Here is a 23,047-nt window from a genome sequence, read left to right on the forward strand (position 1 = left end):
TTTTTAAATTTAAAAATCAAATCCGCCGCCGTCGCCTTTGGACATCGAGATATATACGGCGTCTACGTAGTTTTTGCGGGTTTTGCACTCAAACATCGCCTCGCAGGCAAAGCACGAGTTTAGCCCCTTTTCGCTCTGGCAAGTTTGTAAAATTTCTCTTTGGCGCTCAAGCTCCAGCTCAAATTCGTCTTTTTGAGCTGCGTCCGCTGCGTGCTCGCTCATTTCGCGCTTCCATAAAATTTATGCAGTAAATTTATCTCGTCTTTGGAGCCGAAAAAGCAAGGCGTGGTTTGATGGATTTTCTCCACTTTCATATCAAAAAGCGTTGCCGAGTAACCGTCGCTAGTCGCACCGCCCGCGCGCTCGTAGATAAATGCAAACGGTAGCACCTCAAATAGCGCTCTTAGCTTGCCCTTTGGCGCGTCGGTCGTGGCAGGATAACTAAAAAGCCCGCCGCCTTTTAGCAAAATTTGATGCAGATCGCTCACCATAGCACCTGAGTATCTGAGGCGATATCCCTGCAAAAACAGCTCGCGGATAAATTTAGCATGAGTTTCGCTCCAGCCCTTTTGCGTCGCGCCGGTGGCATTTAGCTTGCCTTTTTGCGCGAGCGATAGATTTTTGATAAATTTAAACTCGCCGTCCCTGCCCAGACGGTAAAGCGCGGGAGCCGTCTCGCCCTCGCAAAGCACTAGCTCTAGGCGCGGGCCGTAAACGACGTAGGCGGCGGCTTTTAGATTTTGCGGCGTTAGCTCGTTTTCATAAATGCCGAAAATCGAGCCGATAGAAAAATTTACGTCCACTAGGCTAGAGCCGTCTAGCGGATCGTAGGCGACGATAAATTTAGCACTCTCGTTTAGAGCCAGCATATCCTCTTTTTCTTCGCTAACGAGCGCTTTTATGCAGGCTAAATTTGCAAACTCGGCCGTGATGATATCGTCGCTTCTCACGTCTAGTTTTAGCTGCGTGTCGCCCGTGGCGTTGGCGTGATCCGTGTAGCCTAGATCGGCGTATTTTATCTCCTCGCCGATTTTTACGGCGATCTTTTTAATCGTATTAAAAATTTCGTTCATTTTAAAACCTTTGCGTTTTTTAGTATCCACTCGCAGATAGCTTGCGTATCGTCCAGATCGAAGTTGGGCTTATCTATGACGTAGTCTTTTTTATAGCTTGCGATCGCATTTGAAAAACTAAGATAATCCTCGTTTATCTCATCTTTAAACACGCTAATGCGCGGCAGCGGTAGGGTTTTTAGCCCCTCGACTAGCAGTAGATCAAACTCGCCCGCCATCTTTACGACGTCCTCGATGCTTTTGCTCTCCTGCGAGAAAAAGGTCGTGCGCGTCGGACTTATGACCACGACATCCGCGCCGATTTGGTTAAATTTGTAGCTGTCCTTACCCTCGACGTCAAATCTCGCCTTATTGCTCGGGTCATGCTTGACGATCACGACCTTTAGTCCGTCATTGATAAATTTTTTGGCGACCTTTAAAATAAGCGTGGTTTTGCCGCTATTTGAAGGTCCCGAAAACGCCATCGCCGCTTTTTTCATTTTTCTCCGAATTTTTGAAATTTACGCGGATTATAGCAAATTTAGGCTTTTTAAAAGCAAAATTTATCTAAAATAAGGCCAAATTTAGCGAGGTTTTAAAATGAAAAAGAGCGTATTTTTTTTAAGTTTTATTTTGGCGTTAGCCGGCTGCGCGGATAAAAAATATATCCATGAACCGCTAAAAAACGAGCTTTTAGCATACACGAGCAAGTCTGAGATCATCGATGCGCAAACCAACATCCTCATCGTCGCGACCTATCTAAACCCGATTTACAGCGAGCTTGCGGGCGAGCAAAAAAGAGAGAAATTCGTCGTGGCCGTGCATCCCAAAGATGTCAAAGTTTTAGAGGAGAGCTTCGTCGCAAACGGCTCGCAGCGAGGCATCACGGTTAGACGCCTGGCCGCGGACGATCCGCTTTTAGAAAAGGTGAGCTTTGAGGTGCCGTGGGCACAGTATTTCGAGGTCGGCACGCCCGAGATTTTAAGCGATAAAATCAACCTTGCGTTCGAAATTTATCCGTCAAGACAGGCGTTTTTAAGCTTTCAAAAAGTGTCGAAATCGATGTACTGGAACGGACAAGCCGTGCATAAATAACGTAGTTTGCAAGCACCTTTTTGCCGTATTCGCGGCTCTCGGCAAAGGGCACGAGTTCCATAGACAAAAAGGGCTCGTAAGCGCCGCCGTTAAAAAGGTCGCCTCGCTGAAGCATCTTTTTAGTAAAGCCGATACCGCCGTTATACGCGTAAGCGACGAAAAGCGGATGATAGAGGTATTTCTCCAAATAATCAAGATGATGATTGGCAAATTTTAGCGCAAGGCGCGGGTCAAACATATCATCCTGATCGAAATTCGGGATTTGCAGCTCTTTTTTGCCGATGTGATTAGCTAAAAACGGCATAAACTGCATCATACCAAGCGCGTAAGAGGTAGAGATGACGGCCGGGATAAAGCGACTCTCCTGTCTGCCGATAGCGTAAAGAAGCGCCTTTCTAGTCGCATTTACGTCCTCTAGCTCACCAACAAACGGCATAACGAAGTAGCTATCCTTGTAGCCGCTCGCTTTTTCCATCAGATAGGCGTACTGCCCCAGCGTCTCTTTGGTATTAAAGATTTCAGAGTATTTTGCGGCGTCCTGCGCGCTCATCTCTTTTATTATCTTAAAGGTCTTTTGCCACAAAAACGGGTCTTTTATGTCGTAGCCCGCTACCTTTTCTTTCGTAGGCGTCGGCGAGACGATGTTTGCGGCGGGGTCGGCGCTTGTTAGCTCATTTGCGTAAAGAGTGTAGATATTTACGTCGCGGCTTTGATTTAGCTTCTCAATATAGCTTTTGTCTTTACTTAGCAGATAGAGCCAAAAAACGGCGTTATCTTTTTTATCTTGCCTATCAAAGGCCACCTCGGCTCTAGCAAAAAACCTCGCCGCGTCTTTTGGCGAATTTAACAAAACCGCGTTGATACCGAGCATAAAAGCGTCCTTACCGGCGAGCTCGGTTTCCTTTATCGCGAGAAAATTTTGCCTAAATTTAGCCGATTTTTTATCGATTATTAGGCTGTTAGCAAGCACGTGAAAATCTTTTTTCAAAGCGAGCAAGTCCATAAAATTCGCATCGAATTTTTTCTCGAATTTATCTTTGCGCGAGGACTGCTTAAAATAAACCAAAAACGCGTCCGCGTCGTTAAATTTGGCAAATTCGTCCTCCGGACGCTTGGCGTTTAGCGCGCTCAAGCGGCGGTAAAGAAGCGGGTCGGAGTTTTTAAATTTATCCGCTAGCTTTTGCCTCGTTTGTTTTTTTAGCTTCATCATAAAAGGCACTCTAAGGCGCTGTTTTTGGCAGGTTACGTTGGCGTCGAGGATATTTTTCGCACCCACGCTATCGCATACGCCTTTAGCTTTTTTGGGCGGTAGGATTACGGCTAGCTCTTTTGCCAGCACGCCTGCTCGGCGAAAGACGTCTTTGTTTAAAATTTGCGCATGCTCTTTGGTATAGTTGCCCTCCTTTAAGAGGCGATAGAAATAGTAATCCTTAGCCAAGCCCTTCGGTTCGTCCTTTATCTCTTCGTAAGTTTTCACGCCGCCAAACGCCGCCGCCGCAAAAATCGCGGGCAGTATAAATTTAAGCAGCATACGCAAACATAAGCCTTACGAAAAATCTATCTATAAACTGAAGCGCCAAAAGTACGATAATGGGCGCTATATCTATGCCGCCGAAAACCGTCGGTATCACGCGGCGGATAGCGGCATAGACGGGTTCGGTGAGGCGGTAGAGCAGCTGCACGATAGGATTATAGGGATCTGGGCGCACCCAGCTTATGATCGCCGCGCCTATGATGATCCACGTGTAGGCGCTGATAACGATGTGCAAGATGCCGCCGATCGCTTCTAAAAATACCGAAAATATCATCGTAAAATTTCCTTTAAATACGGTTTTATAAGCGGATATAGCTCGCTAAGCTCGGGGCCGTGTTCTGCTCCCGTGAGCAAAATCCTAAGCGGCATAAAAAAGCCTTTGCCCTTTAATCCCGTAGCGTCCATAAGGGCCTTTTTTAGCTCGTTAAATTCGCCAAATTCGCTCAAATTTAACGAAGTTGCGGCGGCTTTTATGGCCTCGCAGCCCTCCTTAAACTCATCCGGGATAAATTTGCTCGCAAAAATCGCATCGACCTTGGCTTTTATCTCGGTTAGTAGGCTGCTTTCTTGCGTGTAAAATTTAGCAAGCGCGGCAAATTCGGGCTTTATGCTCATTAGTGCAGCTAGCCTTGTATCGCTTGCTCTTTTGATGTGCTCGCGGTTGATGTGCTCAAGCTGTTTGACGTCAAATTTAGCCGGAGACGCCGAAACCTTCGAGATATCAAACCACTGCGCCGCTTCTTCGATCGTAAAGATTTCAACCGGCGCCTTGTAGCCTAACGAGACGATGTAGTTTGCGATGGCTTCTGGCATAAAGCCTTGAGAGAGCAGCCATTTTACGCTACTTTCGTTCTCGCGTTTGCTCATTTTTTTGCCCTCGACGTTTAGGATGATAGGCAGGTGGGCGTAGTTTATCTTTTGCGCGTAGCCTAGGCCTTCGCGGATGAGGTCTTGTTTTGGCGTGTTGCTGACGTGATCTTCGCCGCGGATGACAAAAGTGACACCCTCTAGCATATCATCGACCGCGCAGGCGAAGTTATAAGTCGGAGTAAAATCAGCCCGCATGATAACGAAGCTATCGACATTTTCAGGCTCAAAGCTGATCTCGCCTTTTATCGCGTCTTTAAATTTCATCGTGCATAGCGGCTTTTTCATACGCACAACGAAAGGTTTTTGGTTATTTAGCACTTCGTTATCGTTTAGATGCTCGCATGTCCCGTCGTAGCGGTAGGCTTCGCCTCTAGCCTTGGCGGCTTCTTTTTTAGCCTCCAGCTCGCTTTCGGTGCAAAAGCACGAAAACGCCTTTTTATCTATCAAAAGCTTTGCCGCAAACTCGCGGTGAAATTTCAAATTTTTGCTTTGATAATAAAGCGTGTCCCATTTGATACCGAAAAGCTCTAAAATTTCTAAAATTTCCTTGTCTTTTCCCGGGATATTGCGCTCCTTATCGGTATCCTCGATGCGGATGATAAAGCCGCTTTTATCCTGGAGCGAACAGACGTAGTTTAGGATCGCAACTCTTAAATTTCCAAGGTGCATATCGCCGGTCGGCGACGGCGCAAAACGATACATTTTGTTTTTCCTTATTGAATTTTGGGGCGATTATAGCATTTTAAGTATTTAATTCGCCTTTTTATTTTGCGTGAAGCTAAAATAAATATAATTAAAGAACAAATTTAAAACAAAGGAAAAAGATGAGTTTCGTCAAGGAATTCAAAGAGTTCGCGATGCGTGGAAACGTTATAGATATGGCCGTGGGTGTCGTGATCGGAGGAGCTTTTGGCAAGATCGTTAGTTCGCTAGTCGGCGATGTCATAATGCCCGTCGTAGGCGTGCTAACCGGCGGCGTAAATTTTACGGATTTAAAATTTACGCTAAAAGAAGCAGTGGGCGATACGGCCGCCGTAACGGTAAATTACGGCTCGTTTATACAAACGATGGTTGATTTTACGATTATCGCGTTTTGTATCTTCTGCGTCGTTAAGGCTATAAATTCGCTCAAAAAACCAAAAGTCGAAGAGCCAAAAGCCGCAGAACCCGCTCCGATACCTGCGGACGTCGCGCTTCTAACCGAGATCAGAGATCTTTTAAAAAATAAATAAGAAGGCAAAATGTTAGAGCAAATCCCGTTTTTTCAAAGACTAAACGAGGCCGAGCTAAAAAGGCTAAAGGACATTAGCATCTTAAAAAAGTATAAAAAAGGCGAGTTTTTATTTATGGAGGGCGAGGAGTCAAGGTGGCTCCACCTCCTCATAAAAGGCTCGATCAAACTCTATAAAATCGGCCCAAAAGGCAAAGAGATTTTTATGCATCAGTTTAACGGGATAGGTTTGGTCGCCGAGCTTGCAAATTTCGAAAATATCAAATTTCCGGCGACGGCGGTCTTTTTAACGGGCGGCGAAGTGTTAAAGATCGATTACGACAAATTTTACGCCGAGTTTTTATCAAACCCGCACGTCTCGCTGCAAATCATAAAATCGCTCTCGCAAAAGCTAAAAATCACAAGCGAGCTGATACACCAAGAACTCGTGCTAAACTCCGAGGCCAAAGTCGCGAGATTTCTCGTAAATAACGCCGATCTTTTTAACGAACTAAAACACTTCAAAATAGCATCCATCCTAAACATCACGCCCGAGACGTTTTCGAGGATTTTAGCGAAATTTAAGGCGCAAAATTTAATAGCGCTGGATGCAAATAACGAAATCTTGGATATAGCTACAAATGAGCTTTCAAAGATGTTTGAGAGCTAAATCAACCCAACCTAAACGCCAAATTTATCCGCCTTTAATCGCAAGTTTGGATGCGTCAGCGTAAAATTTAACTCAAATTTCGATTGTTTTCGGCCGAGCGTATAATGAGATTTCACAAATTTAACTGCCGCAAATCGGCTCAAATTTTAAAATTCGGCTGCGCTCAAATGCAAATTCGACGCTAAATTTGGAAATTTTAAAGACCGCCGAGGTAAAAGCGATAAAATTTTCGTCAAATTTTATTTAAGCGCGCACCGAAAAACCGAAGGTAAAATTTAAGCCGCCGCGCCCAAAAGTTAAGTTTTAAAATTTGCGAAATTTTAACTTAGCGCGAAAGCATAAAAACAACTCGCCTTAAAGCTCAAACTACCGTTTTTCAGGTCAAATTTTGCTCGCATTCGTCGCAGTTAAAAATTTAAAAGCACGGCCGGTCAAATTTAAATAATCGCATCTAAAAGGATTTAAAGCGCCCGCGGCTAAATTCGCCGTCGCCAAAAGCGAAATTTAACGTCAAATTTAAACTCGAATTTTAATTTTTCTTCTTTTGGGCGGCTTCGGTATCGGCTAGCGAAGTGATTTCGTATTTTTTGTCGATGTAACCCATATCAAGCAGTTTGTTAAAGATTTTAGCCGTGAGAGGCCCTGCAGCCAAACCGCCGTGCCCGCCGTGCTCGATGATGACGGTGATGACATAGCGAGGCTCCTCATACGGCCCGTATGTCGTGACCCATGCGTGCGAGCGGCGCAGATACTCCATATCTTCTTCTTTTATACGTTTTTTTTCGGCCTGCGAGATGCCCACGACCTGCGCGGTGCCCGTTTTTGCCGCGAGCGTGAGCTTGGCATCCTTAAAATACTTGTGCGCCGTGCCTTTTTTGTGATTTACGACCTCATACATCGCCTTTTGGATGTAGGGCAGCTGCTTTTTCTCAAACGGCGTGAGGATATCGCCCGCAGGCTCAAATTTGACCTTCTCGCCGTTTATGCCGTGCAAAAAATGCGGAACGATATTTTTGCCCGTAGCCAGGATGCCCGTATAGCGCGCCACCTGCATCGGCGTCACGAGGAAGTTACCCTGCCCGATCGAGGTAATGAGCGTCTCACCCTGATACCACGGCTGGGCGTATTTTTGCATCTTCCACTCGCGTCCGGGCACGATACCGACAAATTCATTGGGCAAATCCACGCCGCTTTTTTGCCCGAAACCCAGTCGCTCCAAGACCGGCGTTACGGCATCGATGCCCACTTTTAAGCTGCCTTTGTAAAAATAATCGTCGCAGCTCTCGCGGATAGCCGAGTTCATATCCATAAAACCGTGTCCGTAGATGTTCCAGCAGCGGAAATTTCGCCCTCCAAGCTCAAAAGAGCCCGAGCAAAAATACCCGTCGGAGCGGCTTATCTTGCCCGTATCTAAAAACGCCATCGTCACGCCCATCTTTATGACCGAGCCCGGCGGATAAAGGCCGTTTACGAGCTTGTTCGTAAAAGGATGATCGATACTTTTAACGAGCTCGTCCCACTTGGCCTGCGAGATGCCTGTGACAAAGGGGTTTAGATCATACTCCGGAAAACTACCCGCAGCCAGTATCGAGCCGTCTTTTACGTCCATCACGATGATGACGCCCGCGTTGTCGCCGAAAATCTCCTCGATATATTTTTGCAGCTCAAGGTCGATGCTAAGGGCGATGTTTGAGCTTTGCGGATAGCTCACCGAGATCTCCTCGATCTCTTGATTTAGCGCATTTACCTTTACCTTTCGCACGCCCTCTTGCCCCTGCAAAACGGAGTTGTAAAAGCGCTCGGTACCGCTTCTACCGACGTGACTCGTTAGCTTTGCGACGAGATCAAAGTCGATGTCTTGCTGATTTGCGCGGCCGACGTAGCCGATGATATGGGAAGCTAGGCTGTTGTAGGGGTAGTGGCGCTTTGAGGCGGGTTTGATCTCTAAATTTTCGCGCAGCGAGAGCTCCGCGATACGCGGTATCATTTTGTCGTAGTCCATAAAATCGATAATCTGAATGAAGTCTTGGTTGTAGGGCGAGTCGGTTTTTACGTATTCGCGCTTTAGCTTCGTGATATTTAAATCCTCGAATAAATTTTGCAAATTTTCAAGCTCGGCGTCTAAAATTTCAGCCCTTTTGCCGTTTAGATGAGGTCTTATCGCGACGGAAAAGCCGAGACGATTTACCGCCATCGGGCGACCTTTAACATCCATAATGAGTCCGCGCACCGGAGCTAGATACTGCGTTTTTACCGCATTTTGCTCGGCGATCTCCTCGTAAAAGTCGTTTGATCTGACACTAAGATAATAGACGCGAACCAGCAAAAGCACCCAAACGCTAAATATGATGCCAAACACTATGCGCATCCTCATAGGCGTCCCCTAAACAAAACCACCGCCAAAACGGACTCTACGCCGATGTAGATGAGATACTCGTAGTCAAAATTTAGCATCGGTAAATTTGCCGCATAGGAGATAAAAGAGCTCGTCGCACACGTCCAAACGTAGCCGCTAGCGACAAATCCGACCGCCAAAAGCTCTCTTGATTTTAGCGTAACGATGAGCCAGTCGGACATAAAATAATAAAAAAGCATAAAGGCGATCGTCGCCGAAAACAAGGCAAATCCGTGCGCCTGCTCGGCAAAAGTAAGGTAAAACAGGCAAAAATACCACTCTTTGCCAAAGCCTTTGAGCGTCTTTTGCTTTTGCAAGGTCAGCACGATCATATAGGTGAAAAATATCCCGATAAGAGGCGGCAGGTGCGTAAAAACAGTCGTTATGCTCTGATAAAGGGCAAGAAAAGCGACCCAAGCGAGCTGTTTTAAAAATCGCTTCTCCGCACTCAGTCTTCGCATAGCTAGGTCCGCTCGCATCGTTATAAATTTACGTCAAATTTTATAAATTCGGCTTTTGCGGAGGCTAAATTTATAAACACCGATATAAAATTCCTAATCAAATTTAAAGCGCGAGACTCTAAGCTATCAAATTTCATCGCAGCCCCAGCGCATTTAAAAATATAAGCTCATTTGCCTTTTCTATGCCGGTTTTTTTAAGCGCCGAAACGAAATGCGCACCCGGATAGACCTTTAAAACCGCGCTTTTTCGGCTTTGATTTAGCTTGTCCGATTTGGTGAGAAAATTTAGGATTTTTTGGTCGGGGCGCAGGAAGCTTTGCAGATAATCATTCACGTCCCTATCGATTTGCATATCAAACTGGCGCGAGTCGATGAGATGGACGAAAAGCTTGATGTTGGCTCTAAATTTTAGATACTCGTCGAGGTTTTTTCTCCACTGCGCATGCATGCTTTTAGCGACCTTAGCATAGCCAAAGCCGGGCAGATCCACAAAGGTCAAATTTGCCCTCTCCTCGCTAACTTCGTCCTGCTCGTTTTTGATACCACGCGCATATTCGACCTCGAAAAAATTGATAAGGCGCGTTTTGCCGGGCGTCGAGCTACTTTTGGCTAAGCCTTTTTGATTAACCAAAGCATTTATGAGGCTGCTTTTGCCTACGTTTGAGCGCCCGAGAAACGCCACTTCGCTGGAATTTGCGGGCGGAGCTAGCGAGATATCGGGTGCCGAGATGAGAAATTTTGCGTTTAAAACACGGATCACTTTTTATCCTCGATTTGAAAGATAAATTTAACCGGCTCCTTTTTGCTGCCGTTTACGTTGTAAGTACCGCTATTTTGATTGACCGTGATCTTTTCACCATAAACTTTTTTATCGGTTTGTATCTCATGCAAAAAGCCGTTGCCGTTTATCGTATAGAGATTTTGCGCAGGCTCGTAAATCAGCTCGTTTCCGCTACCGTCGTAGGTTTTGTTTTTGATAAATACTCTAAATTTAGCGTTGCCCGAAGCGACATATTTTAGCGGATTTCGCTTTTTATCAAAATATATCACCGCTAAATTTGCCGTGAGCGTATCTTTGCCTTTTTTGATATTTACGTTACCCTTAAATTCGCTTATTTGCTTGCCCTCATCCGCGTAAAACTCATCTGCGGTAACCTCCACCTGCTCCGCTAAGAGCGGCAAAGCGCCCAGCATCAAAGCCAAAACCGCTTTTTTAAAACCGAATTTTATCATTTCTTTGTCCTGTCTTTTTTATTTTGCTCTATCATAGCAAACGCTTTTTTGATATACGCCTTTTTTAGCTCAAAGTCATAAACTAGGGCCTTACCGACTACTTTATCCTCGTTTTGCGTCATCATAAAAGGCTTTTGCGTGGTCGCCACTTTCGTAGCCGTACTATAAACGACCTCCTCCGAGACAAAGGTTAAATTTTCGTTATTGGCATAGTGCACATCGCCCTGAAGTATGATGCGTCCGCCGTTATAAAACGCCTTGTTCGAGCTAACGTTATGCTTTTTATTGCCTTTAAAAATTTCCGCCCTAAATTTTACCAATTCGTCAAACTCGGGATATCTGTTCCACGTGTCGGCCTCGTATCTTGCGCTTATTGTCGTAGCGTTCATTTCGTAGTCCGTAACCGCATTCATCTGCATATTCGCACTTACTTCGCCGCCGTTTAAAAGCTCGCTGTAATAAGGCTCCTCGATCGCCAAATAAACCATCGCCACGCTAAAAACACTAACGACTAAATAAAAAATCCTTATAACCAACGCTTGGCCCACTCTCGCTTTAGCCCTTCGCTACGGATGAGCATCTCTATCATCTCGCGAACCGCGCCGTTGCCGCCTTTGCGACTAAGCTTCGTTTTTACTTTAAGCTCTTTAATCGCATTTTTTGGCTTAAAGCTCCATCCGACGCTTTTTAACAGCTTGTAGTCGTTGTAATCATCGCCTATGGCTGCGGCGTTTTTAAACTCGAGCCCTTCAAATTTAAGTATTTGCTTTGCGGTTTCAAATTTATCGCTAACGCCTTGATGCACGTGCGTTATCTTTAGATCCTGCGCCCTTTTTTCGACGATGGGCGAGCTTCTGCCCGTGATGATAGCGACTTTTTTCCCGAGTTTTAGCCAGCTCTCGATAGCGTATCCGTCCTTGACGTCAAAAAATTTAAGCTCGTCGCCGTTTGGGCTATAAACGATCTTACCGTCGGTTAGGCACCCGTCGACGTCTAAAAATACAATCTCTATCACAGCACGCCTTTCGTGCTAGGCACGCCGACTCTGGCGTTTTTAGCCAGAGCTCTTCTTAGCGCGACGGCGCAGGCTTTAAAGCCGGCCTCCAAAATATGATGAGAATTTCGTCCGCGAATTTTAGCGATATGTAGCGTGATTGCGGCATTAAATGCCAGCGCCTGAAAAAATTCGCTTGCCAGCTCGACGTCAAATTCGCCCACTTTGCCTTCGTTTATGCTTTCATAAACCAAAAACGGGCGATTTGAGAGATCAAGGGCGCAGTTTACCGCCGCCTCGTCCATCACCACCGTCGCTTCGCCAAATCTCTCTACTCCGCTAAGCGGATAAATTTTCTCGCGCAAAGCTTGCCCGATGACGATACCTACGTCCTCTACGCTGTGATGAAAATCAACATGCAAATCGCCCTTACAAACGAGCTTCATATCAAAAAGCGCATGCTTGCAAAAGGCCTCTAGCATATGATCGAAAAAGCCTATACCGGTGCTTATCTCGCCTTTACCGCTACCGTAAATTTCAAGCTCTAGGCTGATGTCCGTCTCTTTTGTCTTTCTTTGCATTTTATTCCCTCACGAAAAAGGCGCCCGATATGTGCCCGGCGCTTATGAAATCCTTGGCTTCCTCTTCGCTTCTAAAGCCGCTTATAAATACTCTATAAATTTTACCGCCGTCAAGCTCGTAGGACTTTATAACGGTATCATAAGCGCCGTTGCCGTATTGACCCCCGTGTTGCCGTTTGTAAGCGTTTGCGCCGCTTAAATTTTTAAACGCGCCGATTTGTACCATGAAAATACCGCCCACGAATGCTTGCTGTTGTTGCGGTTGCGCTTTAGCCTGGACGCTCGGCTTTTGCGAGCCCGGCTGCTTTGAGCCTTGCTTAGCCGACGTGGCGACCGCTCCGCCGACGCTACCGTTAAAACCTACGACCTCGAGCAAAACCGGAGCCGTGCCGGCGTTAAATACGTCAAGCTTCACCGCGCCCGTTTTTGACAGATCTATCACGCGCCCCGCGACGAAAGGACCGCGGTCGTTTATGCGAACTATGATATTTTTACCGTTTTTTATATTCGTCACGCGCACCATCGTGTTCATCGGCAGAGTCTTGTGCGCCGCCGTCATAGCGTGCATATCGTAAATTTCGCCGTTTGACGTCCTCTTGCCGTGAAAATCGGGGCCATACCAGCTGGCTATGCCGCTGGCTCTATCGCCGACCTTTACGACGGTGGGATAGTAGGTCTTTCCATTTATGGTGTATGGGCGCATAGTGGCCTCATGCATACTTCTTGAACTGTTTATCTTGCCGCTTTTTTTTGAGCCGCCTGTGATCCCGCCAAAAGGCAAGGTCAAAAACGAACAGCCGCTCATAAAAAATACTAAAAATAGGCTAAAAAATACGAATTTAGCTCTACTCGGTTGCGGCAAGTTTAGCTCCGATCGAACCGTTTGAGCTCATAAGCGTGTTGGCTTCTTTTAGATCCTCGAGCGCCACGTCAAATTTCTGCGAAACTTCGCCCAGCGTATCGCCGCTTTTTACTATGTATTGAGCCAAGTAATTGACATTTTGTTCGCTTGGAATGACTAGTTTTTGGCTAGGCTTGATCTCGTTTGAGGCAAGGCCGTTGTATTCTTTTATGATTTTGTGATTTACGCCAGTTTTTTCGGCGATGCTTAGGATAGTGTCGTTTTCTTTGACGGTATAAATTTCAAATTTTCTATTTTGCGCCACTTCGAAGTTATCGCTAAACATTTTCGTTTTATTTGCCGGGATATAGAGATAATAAGGCTTTTCCGTAGGCGGAGTATAGACGAATTTTAAATGCATATTGTATTCTTTCATCTTTTTTAGACTAAGCCCTATGCTATCCCCGACCTCCATTAACGTAGTGCCACCCGGGACGTTTATCTTTGATAGCTCTATGCCGTTCGTGCCGCTTAAAGCCTGAGTTTTAGCGAGCAAATCGTCTTGCTCTTTGGCGATGTGCGCGGTGGTTAAAATTTTCTTTACGAATCTTTTTGTTTCTTTTGGGATATAGCTTTTTTTATCATCGAGCAGCGCGGCCAAATCAGTAGTTCCGGCCTTTCTTATCCCTGCTCTCAACCTCGCTTCGCCGCAGTTATACGCCATCATCGCAAGATACCATTTGCCAAAATCGTTTTTGAGGCTTTGCAGGTATTTCGTAGCTGCCGCCGTAGCCGCTACGGGGTCTTTTCTCTCGTCGGTATATTTATCGACTCTAAGGCCGTAAAGTTTCGCCGTAGACTCCATAAACTGCCAAATTCCTATGGCTTTTTTCTTAGAAACTATGTGGTTTGAAAACCCGGACTCCGTCATAGCAAGATACAAAAACGATTCCGGGATACCTGATTCTTTTATGATTTTTTGAAGCACCGGGATGTGCTTGTAGCCGTTTTTAACGGTCCTGGCAAACTCTTTTCTTTTACCGTCTTTGATGGAATTTTTTATAGAAGCGTAGTGAGAGCTTTTTAAAAATTTAGCATCTATGTCGAATTCTTCCAATATCATCTTTTGGGTTTGATCTGCATCCTTGTTGGTTGCGGCGGCAAAAAGCCACCCCATACATGCCAGACACAGCATTGCTACTCTAAAGATTTTCATTTTTCTCCTTAAAATTACGTGTTAAATTTCGTAAAAATTTTCTTCGCGTTTTTAGTCGTTATTTCCATTATCTCTTCTTCTTTTAAATTTAAAATTTCAGCCATCTTTGCGGCAACCAACCGTGTAAAAGCAGGCTCGTTTCTCTTGCCTCTAAAAGGCTCTGGCGCCAGATAAGGCGCGTCGGTTTCAAGCAAAAGCCTATCTCGCGGAATTTGAGGCAAAATTTGAACCAAATTTTTCGCGTTTTTAAATGTCAAAACCCCGCCGATACCAAAGTAAAATTCGCCCATTTTCGCAAGCTCTAAAAGCAAGGGCGACGCGTTGTAGCAGTGCAAAACCGCGTTTTTTAACCTGCTTGCATACTCTTTTAAGATATTAAAACTATCTTCGTTCGCGTCTCTGATGTGCAAAACGACCGGCAAATTTAACTCCGCCGCCATATCGAGTTGCACCCTAAATACGCGCTTTTGCTCCTTTTTTTCGAACTCTTTTTTATCTTCGTCTTTAGGCAGACGAAAATAATCAAGTCCGCACTCGCCCACGGCGATGCATTTTTCGTCTTTTGCAAATTTATAAAGCACGTCCGCGTCAAATTCATCCTTATCATACGGATGAACGCCGACGGCAAAAAATACATTATCAAATTCGCGCGTTATTTTAGCCGCTTTTGGTAAATCATTAATATCAGCACCCGGTATCAGCACTCCACCGACACCGTTTTCTCGGGCATTTGCGATAACTTGCGCTATGTCGTTATCAAAGCTTTTATCATCTAAATGGCAGTGCGTGTCTATTATCATCAGGCTATTTCTACTCTGTTTCGTCCGTTTTCTTTCGCCCTATAAAGAGCCTCGTCGGCAAGCTCCAAAAGCTCGTCCAGCCTATAATCACTCCTGCTAAATGCCACTCCGATAGAAACGGTAAAGCTTATCTGCTCTTTTTTTAGCTGCACCTTGCAGTTTGCGATATTCGCTCTTAAATTTACGAAAAATTTAACCGCATCTTCGTTCGAGATATCTTTTAAAATAATGCAAAATTCTTCCCCGCCGAATCTCGCTATCAAATCATCGCCTTTGGTCTCGTCGATCAGCTTTTTGGCTAGAGTTTTTAACACTTTATCGCCGCTATTGTGCCCATGAGTATCGTTTATTTTTTTAAAATGGTCGATATCCAGCATCGCTACGACGTAAGGCTCCATATGCTCCTCGGCGTAAGCGACGTATTCGTTCATATTTTCGTAAAAATACCGCCTATTATAAACGCCGGTCAGGAAGTCTTTATTCGCAAAATCGGCTATTTGGTTTATGTTTTCCATCGCTTCGATAGTATTGTTTACCCTACAAATGAGCTCTTCTTTCACAAAAGGCTTTGCGATAAAGTCGTTTGCGCCGTTTTTTAAAAATATCGCGCCGTTTACATTCTCGCTCGGACTCGTCATCATCAAAACGCCGATTTGATTTTTATCGCCGATAGCTCTTATCTCTTTTAGCACCTCAAGGCCGTCTTTTACGGGCATCCTGTAGTCGCAAAGGGCGAGCTTGATGTCCGGATTATCGGTGAAATAATTCATCGCCTCCTCGCCGTGAGCGGCGGTAAATACCTGAAACTGGAGGCTGGTTAGGATTTTTTTAAGAGCGCTTCTAAAAGGCGCCGAATCCTCGACGACCATTACTTTGTATTGTCTATTTTTGCTGAGACGGTTGATGATCCGAAATATATAATTTATATCGTCCATATTGCCCTTATAGACGTAGTCCACGATGTCTTTATGGATAAAGCTCTCTCTGGTAGCCTCATCCATGCTGCCCGTTAGCACGATGCTAGGCAAGCCTTTTGAGATGACGTAATCTACGACTTCGCCATTTGGAGCATCGGGCAAATTTAAATCAAGCAGCGCGATAAAATATTCTTTCGGATCGGTTAAAAACGCCTGCGCCTCGGCCAAACTGTGCGCTATATCGATATCCATTTCGACCTTATCTTCCATTTTTTTGGCGATCAGCTTGGCCAGAGCCTTGTTGTCTTCCACTATTAAAATTTTATTTTTTTCCATTTATCGTCTCGTTCAAATTTTTCGCAAATATACCATTTATTTTCTTTTTTAAACATAAATTTTAAGCCAAACTTAAACTACCAAAAGCTGCCTCGCAAAATTTATCGCCTCCTCCGTGATACGCTCGCCGCTTATCATTCTGGCTAGTTCACTCACGCGCTCCTCGCTTTTTAGCTCCCTTACGTTCGAGATTTCGCCGCGCTTTTCGACCAAAAAATGCGCGTTTGCTTTTGAGCTGAGCTGCGGCTGATGCGAGATAGCGAAAATTTGATAAAATTCGGCCAAATTTAGCAGCACGTTTGCGATACTCATCGCCTCTTTTCCGCTTAGATTAGCGTCTATTTCATCTAAGATTATGACGCCCTCGCCGCCTCCGGTGATCTTGCTTTCGCTCGCGATAAAAGCTAGCCTTAGGCGGTTTAGCTCGCCCGAGCTTAGATTTTTTAGCGCCGTCTCGTTTAGGCTCAAATTTACCTCGTCTCTGCCGGCTGCGTCAAGAGTTTTGCTATTTATCTTTAATGAAATCTCGCTCATATAAAGCTCTTTTAGAAACGAATTTATGAGCGACTCAAGCTCCTTTAAATTTGCCGCGCGAGCCTGACTGATTTTGTCCGCCAGCGCATTTACCGCGGCTTCATTTTGCTTAAATTTACGCTCCAGCTCGCTCTTTTCAAAGCTTATATTTTCGTATCTTGCTAGCTCCGCCTTGCGCATTTTTAACGCCTGCAAAGCCTCCTCCTCGCCGCCGTAGCGACGCACGAGCGAGTTTATCGCCTCGATGCGGTCCAGCACGCCCCCCACATCCACGTCTTCCAGCTCGTCCATGTTTAGATTTTCGCGCGCCACTCGCAGCTCGTTCATCGCCTCCTCAAAAAAGCCGCTATCGATATCGCTGATGTTTAGCGCGTCCGTCACGGCCTGCTCGAGATTAAAAATTTGCTCCGCCCTATTCCACGCTTCTAAAATTTTATCCTTTTTACTCAGGCGCTTTTTTAGCTCCATCAGCTCGTCAAATTCGCCGATCTTCGGGCTCACGCTCTCTATTTTATTGATTTCAAAAGAGGCAAATTCCTTTAGCTCCTCCACTCTTTTTTCTTCGTCGATTATTTTTTTCAGCTCGCGCGAGATCCGGCTAAATTCGTCAAATTTGAGCCTACATTCGCCAAGCGTCTCATTAAATTTAGCGTCTTTTTTCGCTTGCAAGCTATCTAGCAAATTTAAAAATCTCTCGTTTTCAAATTCGTTTATTTCCTTTGCGGATAGGTATTTGACGTGCTCTTTGGCGATGCTGGCGAGATTTTTTTTAGAAACGGCTTGCGAGTTTATAAAGTAGCGCGTCGTTTTGTCGCGAAAAAGCTTAAAGGTATTTATCTCCTCGCTCTCAAGACCGAATTCTTCAAGGTCGAATTTATGCGAGACGTCGGCCTCGATCAGCTTTGCTTCACTATCTTTTAGCCCCAAAACCGCCATTATCGAGCCCATCAGGACTGATTTGCCCGCGCCGCTCACGCCCGTAAATACGCTAAGTCCGCGTCCGAAATTTAACTCGACGTTTTCAAAACTCAAATTTTGCTTTATCAAAATCCGCTCAATCATTATAGCCCCAATGTAATTTTTCTTTTAAAATTTGAAAATAATCTCTGCCGACATGGCGGATTAGCCGCGCCGTGTTCGCGCTTAGCGTCATACTCACGCTCTCAAGCTCGCTCATTTTATACCTGTCCTGCCCGTCGATCACCAGCACCGCCGCGCTTGCGGTTTTAAATTTGATCTCAAATCCGCGCGGAAGCACTACCGGACGCTGCGTGAGCGAGTGCGAGCAAACGGGCGTCACCACAAAAACGTCGCTGAGCGGATAGACGATAGCTCCGCCCGCGCTCATATTGTATCCGGTCGAGCCAACCGGCGTGGAGACGATGACGCCGTCGCCGAAATACGCGTTAAAGTATTTTTCGTTCCAAAAAGCCTCTATATGCGTCATCGAACCTGATTTTTCGCCCGCTATAACCGCATCGTTAAAGGCGATCTTGCGTAAAATTTCGCCGCTTTTTTTATGCAAAAAAACGTCAAGCATAAAAGGAGTCTCGACCTCAAATTTGCCCGCAAAAAACTCGGCGAAAAATTTCTCGCATTCATTCATCGTGATATCGGTCAAAAACCCGAGCCTACCGGCATGGATACCCAGCACGAAAGGCGAAATCTCGGCCGTTTTGCGACAAAGAGAGATAATAGTGCCGTCGCCTCCGAGCGAAATCAAAAAATCGCACTTTTTAGCTAGCGAGCGTATCTCGTATCCTTTTAAATTTAAGTGTCTGGCCGCGGCGTTTTCGAGTAAAATTTGAGTGCCGTAGCGAGCCAAAATCTCACGTAAAATTTCTATGTTGCCGGCCAAATCGGCATTTATTTTAGCGACTACGCCGACTTTTTTCACCTCTTTTGGAAGCAGTAAATTCTCGTTTTTCATAAGGTTGATTTTATCACATTTTGTTTTAAAAAAGCTGTGCGCAAGCAAATTTCTAGTATAATGGCGCGTTAAAAACAGCAAAAGGAGTGAAAATGCGTAGCCATTACTGCACTGATTTAAGCAGTGCCGACATAGGCAAAGAAGTTACGCTTTGCGGCTGGGTAAATACCTACCGCGACCACGGCGGCGTTATATTTTTGGACCTGCGCGATCGCACGGGACTGATCCAGATCGTCTGCGATCCGGCAGATAGCAAGAGCTCTCACGAGGTCGCATCGCACGTTCGCGACGAGTACGTGCTAAGGATAAAAGGCAAGGTTCGCGCTCGCGGCGAAGGCCTGGTAAATCCGCGCCTAAAAACGGGCGAGATCGAAGTAGTCGCAGACGAAGTAATCGTCGAAAACCCGAGCGAGCCGCTACCTTTCGTCATCGGCGACGAGAGCGTAAATGAGGACATCAGGCTAAAATACAGATTTTTGGACCTTAGAAACGAAAAACTTCAAAATATCTTTAAAATGCGCTCAAAAGCGGCGATCGCGGCCAGAAACAGCCTAGATAAAATGGGCTTTATCGAGTTTGAAACGCCGATTTTAACCCGCGCGACGCCGGAGGGCGCCAGAGACTATCTAGTGCCTAGCCGCGTATATCCGGGTCAGTTTTACGCCCTGCCGCAAAGCCCGCAGCTTTTTAAACAGCTTTTGATGTGCTCAGGCTTTGATAAATATTTCCAGATCGCAAAATGCTTCCGCGACGAGGACTTGCGCGCCGATAGACAGCCGGAATTTACGCAGATAGATATCGAGATGAGCTTCATCGAGCAAGAAGATATCCTAAATATGGCCGAAAATATGCTAAAAGACGTCTTTGCCGCATGCGGATACGATATCCAAATCCCTTTTCGCCGTATGAGCTACAAAGAAGCGACCGAGAGCTACGGCAGCGACAAGCCCGATCTGCGCTACGATCTAAAGATGAACGACGTTATCGACATTTTCGCGCGTTCCAGCAATGAAATCTTTAGCAAAATCGCAAGCGAGCCTAAGAAAAACCGCATCAAAGCGCTAAAAGTGCCAAACGGCGATAATATCTTTAGTAAGCGCGAGATGAATAGATTTGAGGAATTCGTCCGCAAATTCGGCGCTCAAGGCCTTGGCTACTTCCAGATGAAAGAGAACGGGCTAAAAGGACCGCTTTGTAAATTTTTCGAGCAAAGCGACCTTGACGAGATCGTAGAGCGCTGCGAGCTAAAGGTCGGTGACGTCGTCTTTTTCGGCGCCGGCAAGAAAAAAGTCGTGCTTGATTATATGGGGCGATTTAGGATTTTCCTTGCCGAGCAAATGGGTATCATCGACCAAAACAAAATGGAGTTTTTGTGGGTGCTTGATTTCCCGATGTTTGAGCAAAACGACGACGGCAGCTACTCGGCTATGCACCATCCGTTTACTATGCCTAAAAACATCGACGAGCCCGATCTCGAAGACATCCTATCGGTCGCTCACGACGTCGTGCTTAACGGCTATGAGCTTGGCGGCGGCAGCGTGAGGATACACAAAAACGACGTTCAGCAAAAGGTATTTAAGCTGCTAGGTATCGACGAAGCCGAGCAACGCGAGAAATTCGGCTTCTTGCTCGATGCGTTAAGCTTCGGCGCGCCTCCGCACGGCGGTATAGCGATCGGCTTTGACAGGCTAAATATGCTGGTAAATAAAACCAGCTCGATCCGCGATGTCATCGCCTTCCCTAAAACCCAGCGCGCTCAGTGCCCGCTAACTAAGGCGCCTAGCGAAGCTAGCGGCGAGCAGTTGAGAGAATTAGGGCTAAGGCTGCGAGAAAAAGAAAAATAAGCATAAAAGCGTCGTCTCACCGCGCTATACGTCGTTGGTTTTAAAATTTGGCGCTCCGCAGGCTATACGCCTAGCGCACGCTTAAATTTTAAAACCGCCTAGTCTAGCTTGGCGATACTTCCGCTACAAAATTTATTTAATTTTATTTTTTATTTTAAAGAAAAGGCGAAGTATCTTGCGATAAATTTAAATGTTGCGAAGAAATTTCGTCGCTTCTGTTTGTAGTTGCGACCATAGGAAAGCAAAGTATTAAATACTTCCGCTTTAAAATTTATAGTAAAAATGAAGGCAAAGTATTTTTCGCTTAGACGAGGCGGATTTTAATTTTTAAGCGCAGATAGAACATATAGTTCATCAAGCTAAAAGTTAAAATTCAACGAAGTATAAGCAAAAAAGACAAGCCGTTTTAAAGGAAATTTTATGAAAAAACTATTTTTAATCATCGGCGCTCCGGGCTCCGGCAAAACCACCGACGCATCGCTAATCGCACAAGAAGATGCCAAATTTGCGCACTTCTCGACCGGCGATCTACTTCGCGCAGAGGTTGCCAGCGGCTCAGAGCTTGGCAAACTAATCGACGGCTTCATCTCAAAGGGCAACCTAGTCCCGCTTGACGTCGTCGTAAACGCAATCGTCTCGGCGATCAAAAGCTCGAACAAATCAAACGTCATCATCGACGGCTATCCGCGTAGCGTCGAGCAGATGACCGAGCTAGACAAGGTGCTAGCCGCGCAAAGCGAGATCGCGCTAAAAGGCGTGATCGAAGTGGACGTTAGCGAAGCCGTCGCACGCGAGAGAGTACTCGGACGAGCACGCGGAGCCGACGACAACAACGAGGTTTTTAATAACCGTATGAAGGTTTATCTGGAGCCGATCGAAGCGATACGTAAATTTTACAAAAGCAAAAATCTGCTCTATATCGTAAATGGCGAGCGCGCAATCGAGCCCATAGTCGCCGACATCAAACAGCTCATCAACGCCTTATAATTTTAGAGTCCGAATTCGGACTCTAAAATTAACTTATATAAAATCAACAAACGTTTGCGAAATATCATTAAAATCCACCGCATAATTCAAATTTCAAATAAAAAAATGCTCAAAAATATCGCTTCGGCCGTTCTTGTAAGCACGGCATTTATAATGGACGGATTTACGAGTCCCGCCGACAACCAAAATGCAGCGCTTAGTCGGCAAAAACACCGTGCGGGCGGCCGCCGCCGCAAAAGCAGTCTCTCTACGCCTAGCGACGTTTTTGCGCCGCAAAGAAAGATCGTCTCCGAAATTAGCCTCTCTAAGCATTACCGGTTTGCCGATAAAAACGGCGACGCCATAAGCTTGGATCAACCGCCAAAAACACGCTCGTATGCATCTGCGGCGAGATCGACAAGAGTTTTGCGAAATTTTGATTATGCAAAATTTTTAGGCGACCGCCGCCTTTTAAATTTATCTAAAATTAAATCTCCCGCACAAAACCCGCTACGTCAAATTTAAATCCTCAAAAAACAAATTTCGCCGGCAAACCGAAATTCCTAAGATTTTTTAAATTTTGCATGCCTTGTATCAACGCGCGAGAGCCGCTCAAATTTGAAAAATTTAAATCCTCTTATCAAGCTTATTTAATCCGTTTTTGCCATTTTAAAGCGCAAACGACGCCTCCCCTCATCAACCAACTCGTCCTTTGCTCTTAAATTTACCGCCGCTTAATGAATAAATCATCGATTTTTTCGGCGCTCATCAAATCGTCCTAAAATTTTATGCATTTAAATTTGAGCAAGCGAAATTCGCCGCCTCAAAAACCCGCCGAATTTTAATCCAAACTCTCGTTTTACTCCAAATTTAGCCGAGATTTTATATAATCGCTTATTTAAATTTCAAGGCAAACATCTCAAAGCGTTTTATAAGTCGGCGAAATTTAGCTCAAATTTAACGCTAAATTTCACTAGGCCAAAGCCGCAAAAACGCCGCGAGATAAGAGCTTTACAAAGGATTAAAATGAACGTTTCAAAAATCAAAGCAGGCTCAAACCCGGACAAAATCAACGCCGTGATCGAGATCCCATACGGTTCGAACATCAAATACGAGATCGACAAAGATAGCGGCGCGGTCGTGGTCGATCGCGTGCTATACTCGGCGATGTTTTACCCGGCAAACTACGGCTTCGTGCCAAACACCCTCGCAGCCGACGGCGATCCTGCCGATATCTTGGTGCTAAACGAATACCCTCTGCAAGCCGGCAGCGTGATCCCGTGCCGCCTCATCGGCGTGCTCGTGATGGAGGATGAAGCGGGTATGGATGAGAAGCTACTAGCCGTACCGGTCACCAAGATTGATCCGCGATTTGACGGGATCAAGAGCTATAAAGACCTGCCCGAGGCGACGCTAAATAAGATCAAAAATTTCTTCGAGACCTACAAAACGCTTGAGCCGAATAAATGGGTCAAAGTAAAAGAATTTAAATGCGCTGACGCTGCAAAAGATATCCTGGACGCGGCGATCAAAAACTACAAATAAGCCGCCCTCAGGCTTGCTTGGCC

25 protein-coding genes are annotated in these 23,047 nt (G+C 45.6%); 6 read left to right on the forward strand and 19 right to left on the reverse strand.

Annotation, left to right across the window (positions count from 1 at the left end; translation table 11 throughout):
* Positions 1–9: 9 nt before the first annotated feature.
* Genes CRECT_RS07965 through mobB form a run of 3 tightly spaced genes read right to left on the reverse strand, consistent with a single transcriptional unit; the run spans position 10 to position 1,552 of the window.
* Positions 10–222, reverse strand: coding sequence for a hypothetical protein (locus tag CRECT_RS07965; RefSeq protein WP_004319561.1), 213 nt, complete (start codon positions 220–222; stop codon positions 10–12).
* On the reverse strand, positions 219–1,073 hold the full coding sequence (locus CRECT_RS07970) for a class 1 fructose-bisphosphatase (RefSeq protein WP_004319556.1): 855 nt from the start codon (positions 1,071–1,073) through the stop codon (positions 219–221). Before CRECT_RS07970 ends, CRECT_RS07965 begins: the two co-directional genes overlap by 4 nt.
* Positions 1,070–1,552: a molybdopterin-guanine dinucleotide biosynthesis protein B gene (gene mobB / locus CRECT_RS07975; RefSeq protein ID WP_039888170.1), complete on the reverse strand. Its 483-nt coding sequence runs from the start codon at positions 1,550–1,552 to the stop codon at positions 1,070–1,072. The genes CRECT_RS07970 and mobB overlap by 4 nt, the downstream gene beginning before the upstream one ends.
* A 100-nt stretch (positions 1,553–1,652) precedes the next feature.
* On the opposite strand from mobB, the gene CRECT_RS07980 reads away from it, so the two are divergent.
* Entirely contained in the window at positions 1,653–2,147 is a 495-nt protein-coding gene (locus CRECT_RS07980) for a membrane lipoprotein lipid attachment site-containing protein (protein WP_039888171.1), read from the forward strand.
* Here CRECT_RS07980 and CRECT_RS07985 read toward each other — a convergent pair.
* Genes CRECT_RS07985 through gltX form a run of 3 tightly spaced genes read right to left on the reverse strand, consistent with a single transcriptional unit; the run spans position 2,047 to position 5,253 of the window.
* Entirely contained in the window at positions 2,047–3,684 is a 1,638-nt protein-coding gene (locus tag CRECT_RS07985; protein WP_039888172.1) for a lytic transglycosylase domain-containing protein, read from the reverse strand. The two genes, CRECT_RS07980 and CRECT_RS07985, sit on opposite strands and share 101 nt — an antisense overlap.
* Positions 3,668–3,955, reverse strand: a complete 288-nt coding sequence (locus CRECT_RS07990) for a YggT family protein (RefSeq protein ID WP_004319535.1) — start codon at positions 3,953–3,955, stop codon at positions 3,668–3,670. The genes CRECT_RS07985 and CRECT_RS07990 overlap by 17 nt, the downstream gene beginning before the upstream one ends.
* The gene (gltX, locus tag CRECT_RS07995) at positions 3,952–5,253 is read right to left on the reverse strand and encodes a glutamate--tRNA ligase (RefSeq protein WP_004319646.1); all 1,302 of its coding nucleotides are present in this window, start codon (positions 5,251–5,253) and stop codon (positions 3,952–3,954) included. The genes CRECT_RS07990 and gltX overlap by 4 nt, the downstream gene beginning before the upstream one ends.
* A 122-nt stretch (positions 5,254–5,375) precedes the next feature.
* Here gltX and mscL point away from each other — a divergent pair, with 122 nt between their 5' ends.
* Both mscL and CRECT_RS08005 read left to right on the forward strand, forming a co-directional pair.
* Complete coding sequence (mscL, locus tag CRECT_RS08000) at positions 5,376–5,783, forward strand: large-conductance mechanosensitive channel protein MscL (RefSeq protein ID WP_004319525.1); 408 nt, start codon at positions 5,376–5,378, stop codon at positions 5,781–5,783.
* 9 nt (positions 5,784–5,792) lie between these two features.
* Entirely contained in the window at positions 5,793–6,431 is a 639-nt protein-coding gene (locus tag CRECT_RS08005; protein WP_004319517.1) for a Crp/Fnr family transcriptional regulator, read from the forward strand.
* A gap of 529 nt (positions 6,432–6,960) precedes the next feature.
* Here CRECT_RS08005 and mrdA read toward each other — a convergent pair.
* From mrdA to CRECT_RS08070, 13 genes are all read right to left on the reverse strand, one after another.
* The gene (gene mrdA / locus CRECT_RS08010; RefSeq protein WP_171992706.1) at positions 6,961–8,805 is read right to left on the reverse strand and encodes a penicillin-binding protein 2; all 1,845 of its coding nucleotides are present in this window, start codon (positions 8,803–8,805) and stop codon (positions 6,961–6,963) included.
* Positions 8,802–9,287, reverse strand: coding sequence for a hypothetical protein (locus CRECT_RS08015; protein WP_004319609.1), 486 nt, complete (start codon positions 9,285–9,287; stop codon positions 8,802–8,804). Before CRECT_RS08015 ends, mrdA begins: the two co-directional genes overlap by 4 nt.
* A gap of 133 nt (positions 9,288–9,420) precedes the next feature.
* Positions 9,421–10,047 (reverse strand): ribosome biogenesis GTP-binding protein YihA/YsxC, encoded by a 627-nt coding sequence (gene yihA / locus CRECT_RS08020; RefSeq protein WP_004319627.1) that lies wholly within the window; start codon positions 10,045–10,047, stop codon positions 9,421–9,423.
* The gene (gene lptA / locus CRECT_RS08025; protein WP_004319615.1) at positions 10,044–10,520 is read right to left on the reverse strand and encodes a lipopolysaccharide transport periplasmic protein LptA; all 477 of its coding nucleotides are present in this window, start codon (positions 10,518–10,520) and stop codon (positions 10,044–10,046) included. Before lptA ends, yihA begins: the two co-directional genes overlap by 4 nt.
* Positions 10,517–11,056, reverse strand: a complete 540-nt coding sequence (gene lptC / locus CRECT_RS08030; protein ID WP_004319598.1) for an LPS export ABC transporter periplasmic protein LptC — start codon at positions 11,054–11,056, stop codon at positions 10,517–10,519. Before lptC ends, lptA begins: the two co-directional genes overlap by 4 nt.
* Positions 11,047–11,535 carry a KdsC family phosphatase gene (locus CRECT_RS08035; protein WP_004319604.1) on the reverse strand — a complete coding sequence of 163 codons (489 nt, stop codon included), beginning with the start codon at positions 11,533–11,535 and terminating at the stop codon, positions 11,047–11,049. The genes lptC and CRECT_RS08035 overlap by 10 nt, the downstream gene beginning before the upstream one ends.
* Positions 11,532–12,095, reverse strand: coding sequence for an imidazoleglycerol-phosphate dehydratase HisB (hisB, locus tag CRECT_RS08040; RefSeq protein WP_004319572.1), 564 nt, complete (start codon positions 12,093–12,095; stop codon positions 11,532–11,534). Before hisB ends, CRECT_RS08035 begins: the two co-directional genes overlap by 4 nt.
* Position 12,096: 1 nt before the next feature.
* The gene (locus tag CRECT_RS08045) at positions 12,097–12,900 is read right to left on the reverse strand and encodes a septal ring lytic transglycosylase RlpA family protein (protein ID WP_050771496.1); all 804 of its coding nucleotides are present in this window, start codon (positions 12,898–12,900) and stop codon (positions 12,097–12,099) included.
* Between the two features lie 40 nt (positions 12,901–12,940).
* Positions 12,941–14,152 (reverse strand): transglycosylase SLT domain-containing protein, encoded by a 1,212-nt coding sequence (locus CRECT_RS08050; protein ID WP_004319558.1) that lies wholly within the window; start codon positions 14,150–14,152, stop codon positions 12,941–12,943.
* 14 nt (positions 14,153–14,166) lie between these two features.
* Entirely contained in the window at positions 14,167–14,952 is a 786-nt protein-coding gene (locus CRECT_RS08055; RefSeq protein ID WP_004319571.1) for a TatD family hydrolase, read from the reverse strand.
* Positions 14,952–16,205, reverse strand: coding sequence for a GGDEF domain-containing response regulator (locus CRECT_RS08060; RefSeq protein WP_004319610.1), 1,254 nt, complete (start codon positions 16,203–16,205; stop codon positions 14,952–14,954). The genes CRECT_RS08055 and CRECT_RS08060 overlap by 1 nt, the downstream gene beginning before the upstream one ends.
* Positions 16,206–16,277: 72 nt before the next feature.
* Positions 16,278–17,801, reverse strand: a complete 1,524-nt coding sequence (locus CRECT_RS08065) for an AAA family ATPase (protein WP_004319583.1) — start codon at positions 17,799–17,801, stop codon at positions 16,278–16,280.
* Positions 17,794–18,669, reverse strand: a complete 876-nt coding sequence (locus tag CRECT_RS08070) for an NAD(+) kinase (RefSeq protein ID WP_039888186.1) — start codon at positions 18,667–18,669, stop codon at positions 17,794–17,796. The genes CRECT_RS08065 and CRECT_RS08070 overlap by 8 nt, the downstream gene beginning before the upstream one ends.
* Before the next feature lie 92 nt (positions 18,670–18,761).
* On the opposite strand from CRECT_RS08070, the gene aspS reads away from it, so the two are divergent.
* From aspS to ppa, 3 genes are all read left to right on the forward strand, one after another.
* Positions 18,762–20,513, forward strand: coding sequence for an aspartate--tRNA ligase (gene aspS / locus CRECT_RS08075; protein WP_004319559.1), 1,752 nt, complete (start codon positions 18,762–18,764; stop codon positions 20,511–20,513).
* Positions 20,514–20,933: 420 nt separating this feature from the next.
* The gene (locus CRECT_RS08080; protein WP_004319594.1) at positions 20,934–21,500 is read left to right on the forward strand and encodes an adenylate kinase; all 567 of its coding nucleotides are present in this window, start codon (positions 20,934–20,936) and stop codon (positions 21,498–21,500) included.
* A 1,005-nt stretch (positions 21,501–22,505) separates the two neighbouring features.
* Complete coding sequence (ppa, locus tag CRECT_RS08085) at positions 22,506–23,024, forward strand: inorganic diphosphatase (RefSeq protein WP_004319576.1); 519 nt, start codon at positions 22,506–22,508, stop codon at positions 23,022–23,024.
* Positions 23,025–23,047: the final 23 nt, after the last annotated feature.

Origin of the sequence: Campylobacter rectus (assembly GCF_004803795.1) — a bacterium.
In the GTDB taxonomy this organism is placed as follows: domain Bacteria; phylum Campylobacterota; class Campylobacteria; order Campylobacterales; family Campylobacteraceae; genus Campylobacter_A; species Campylobacter_A rectus.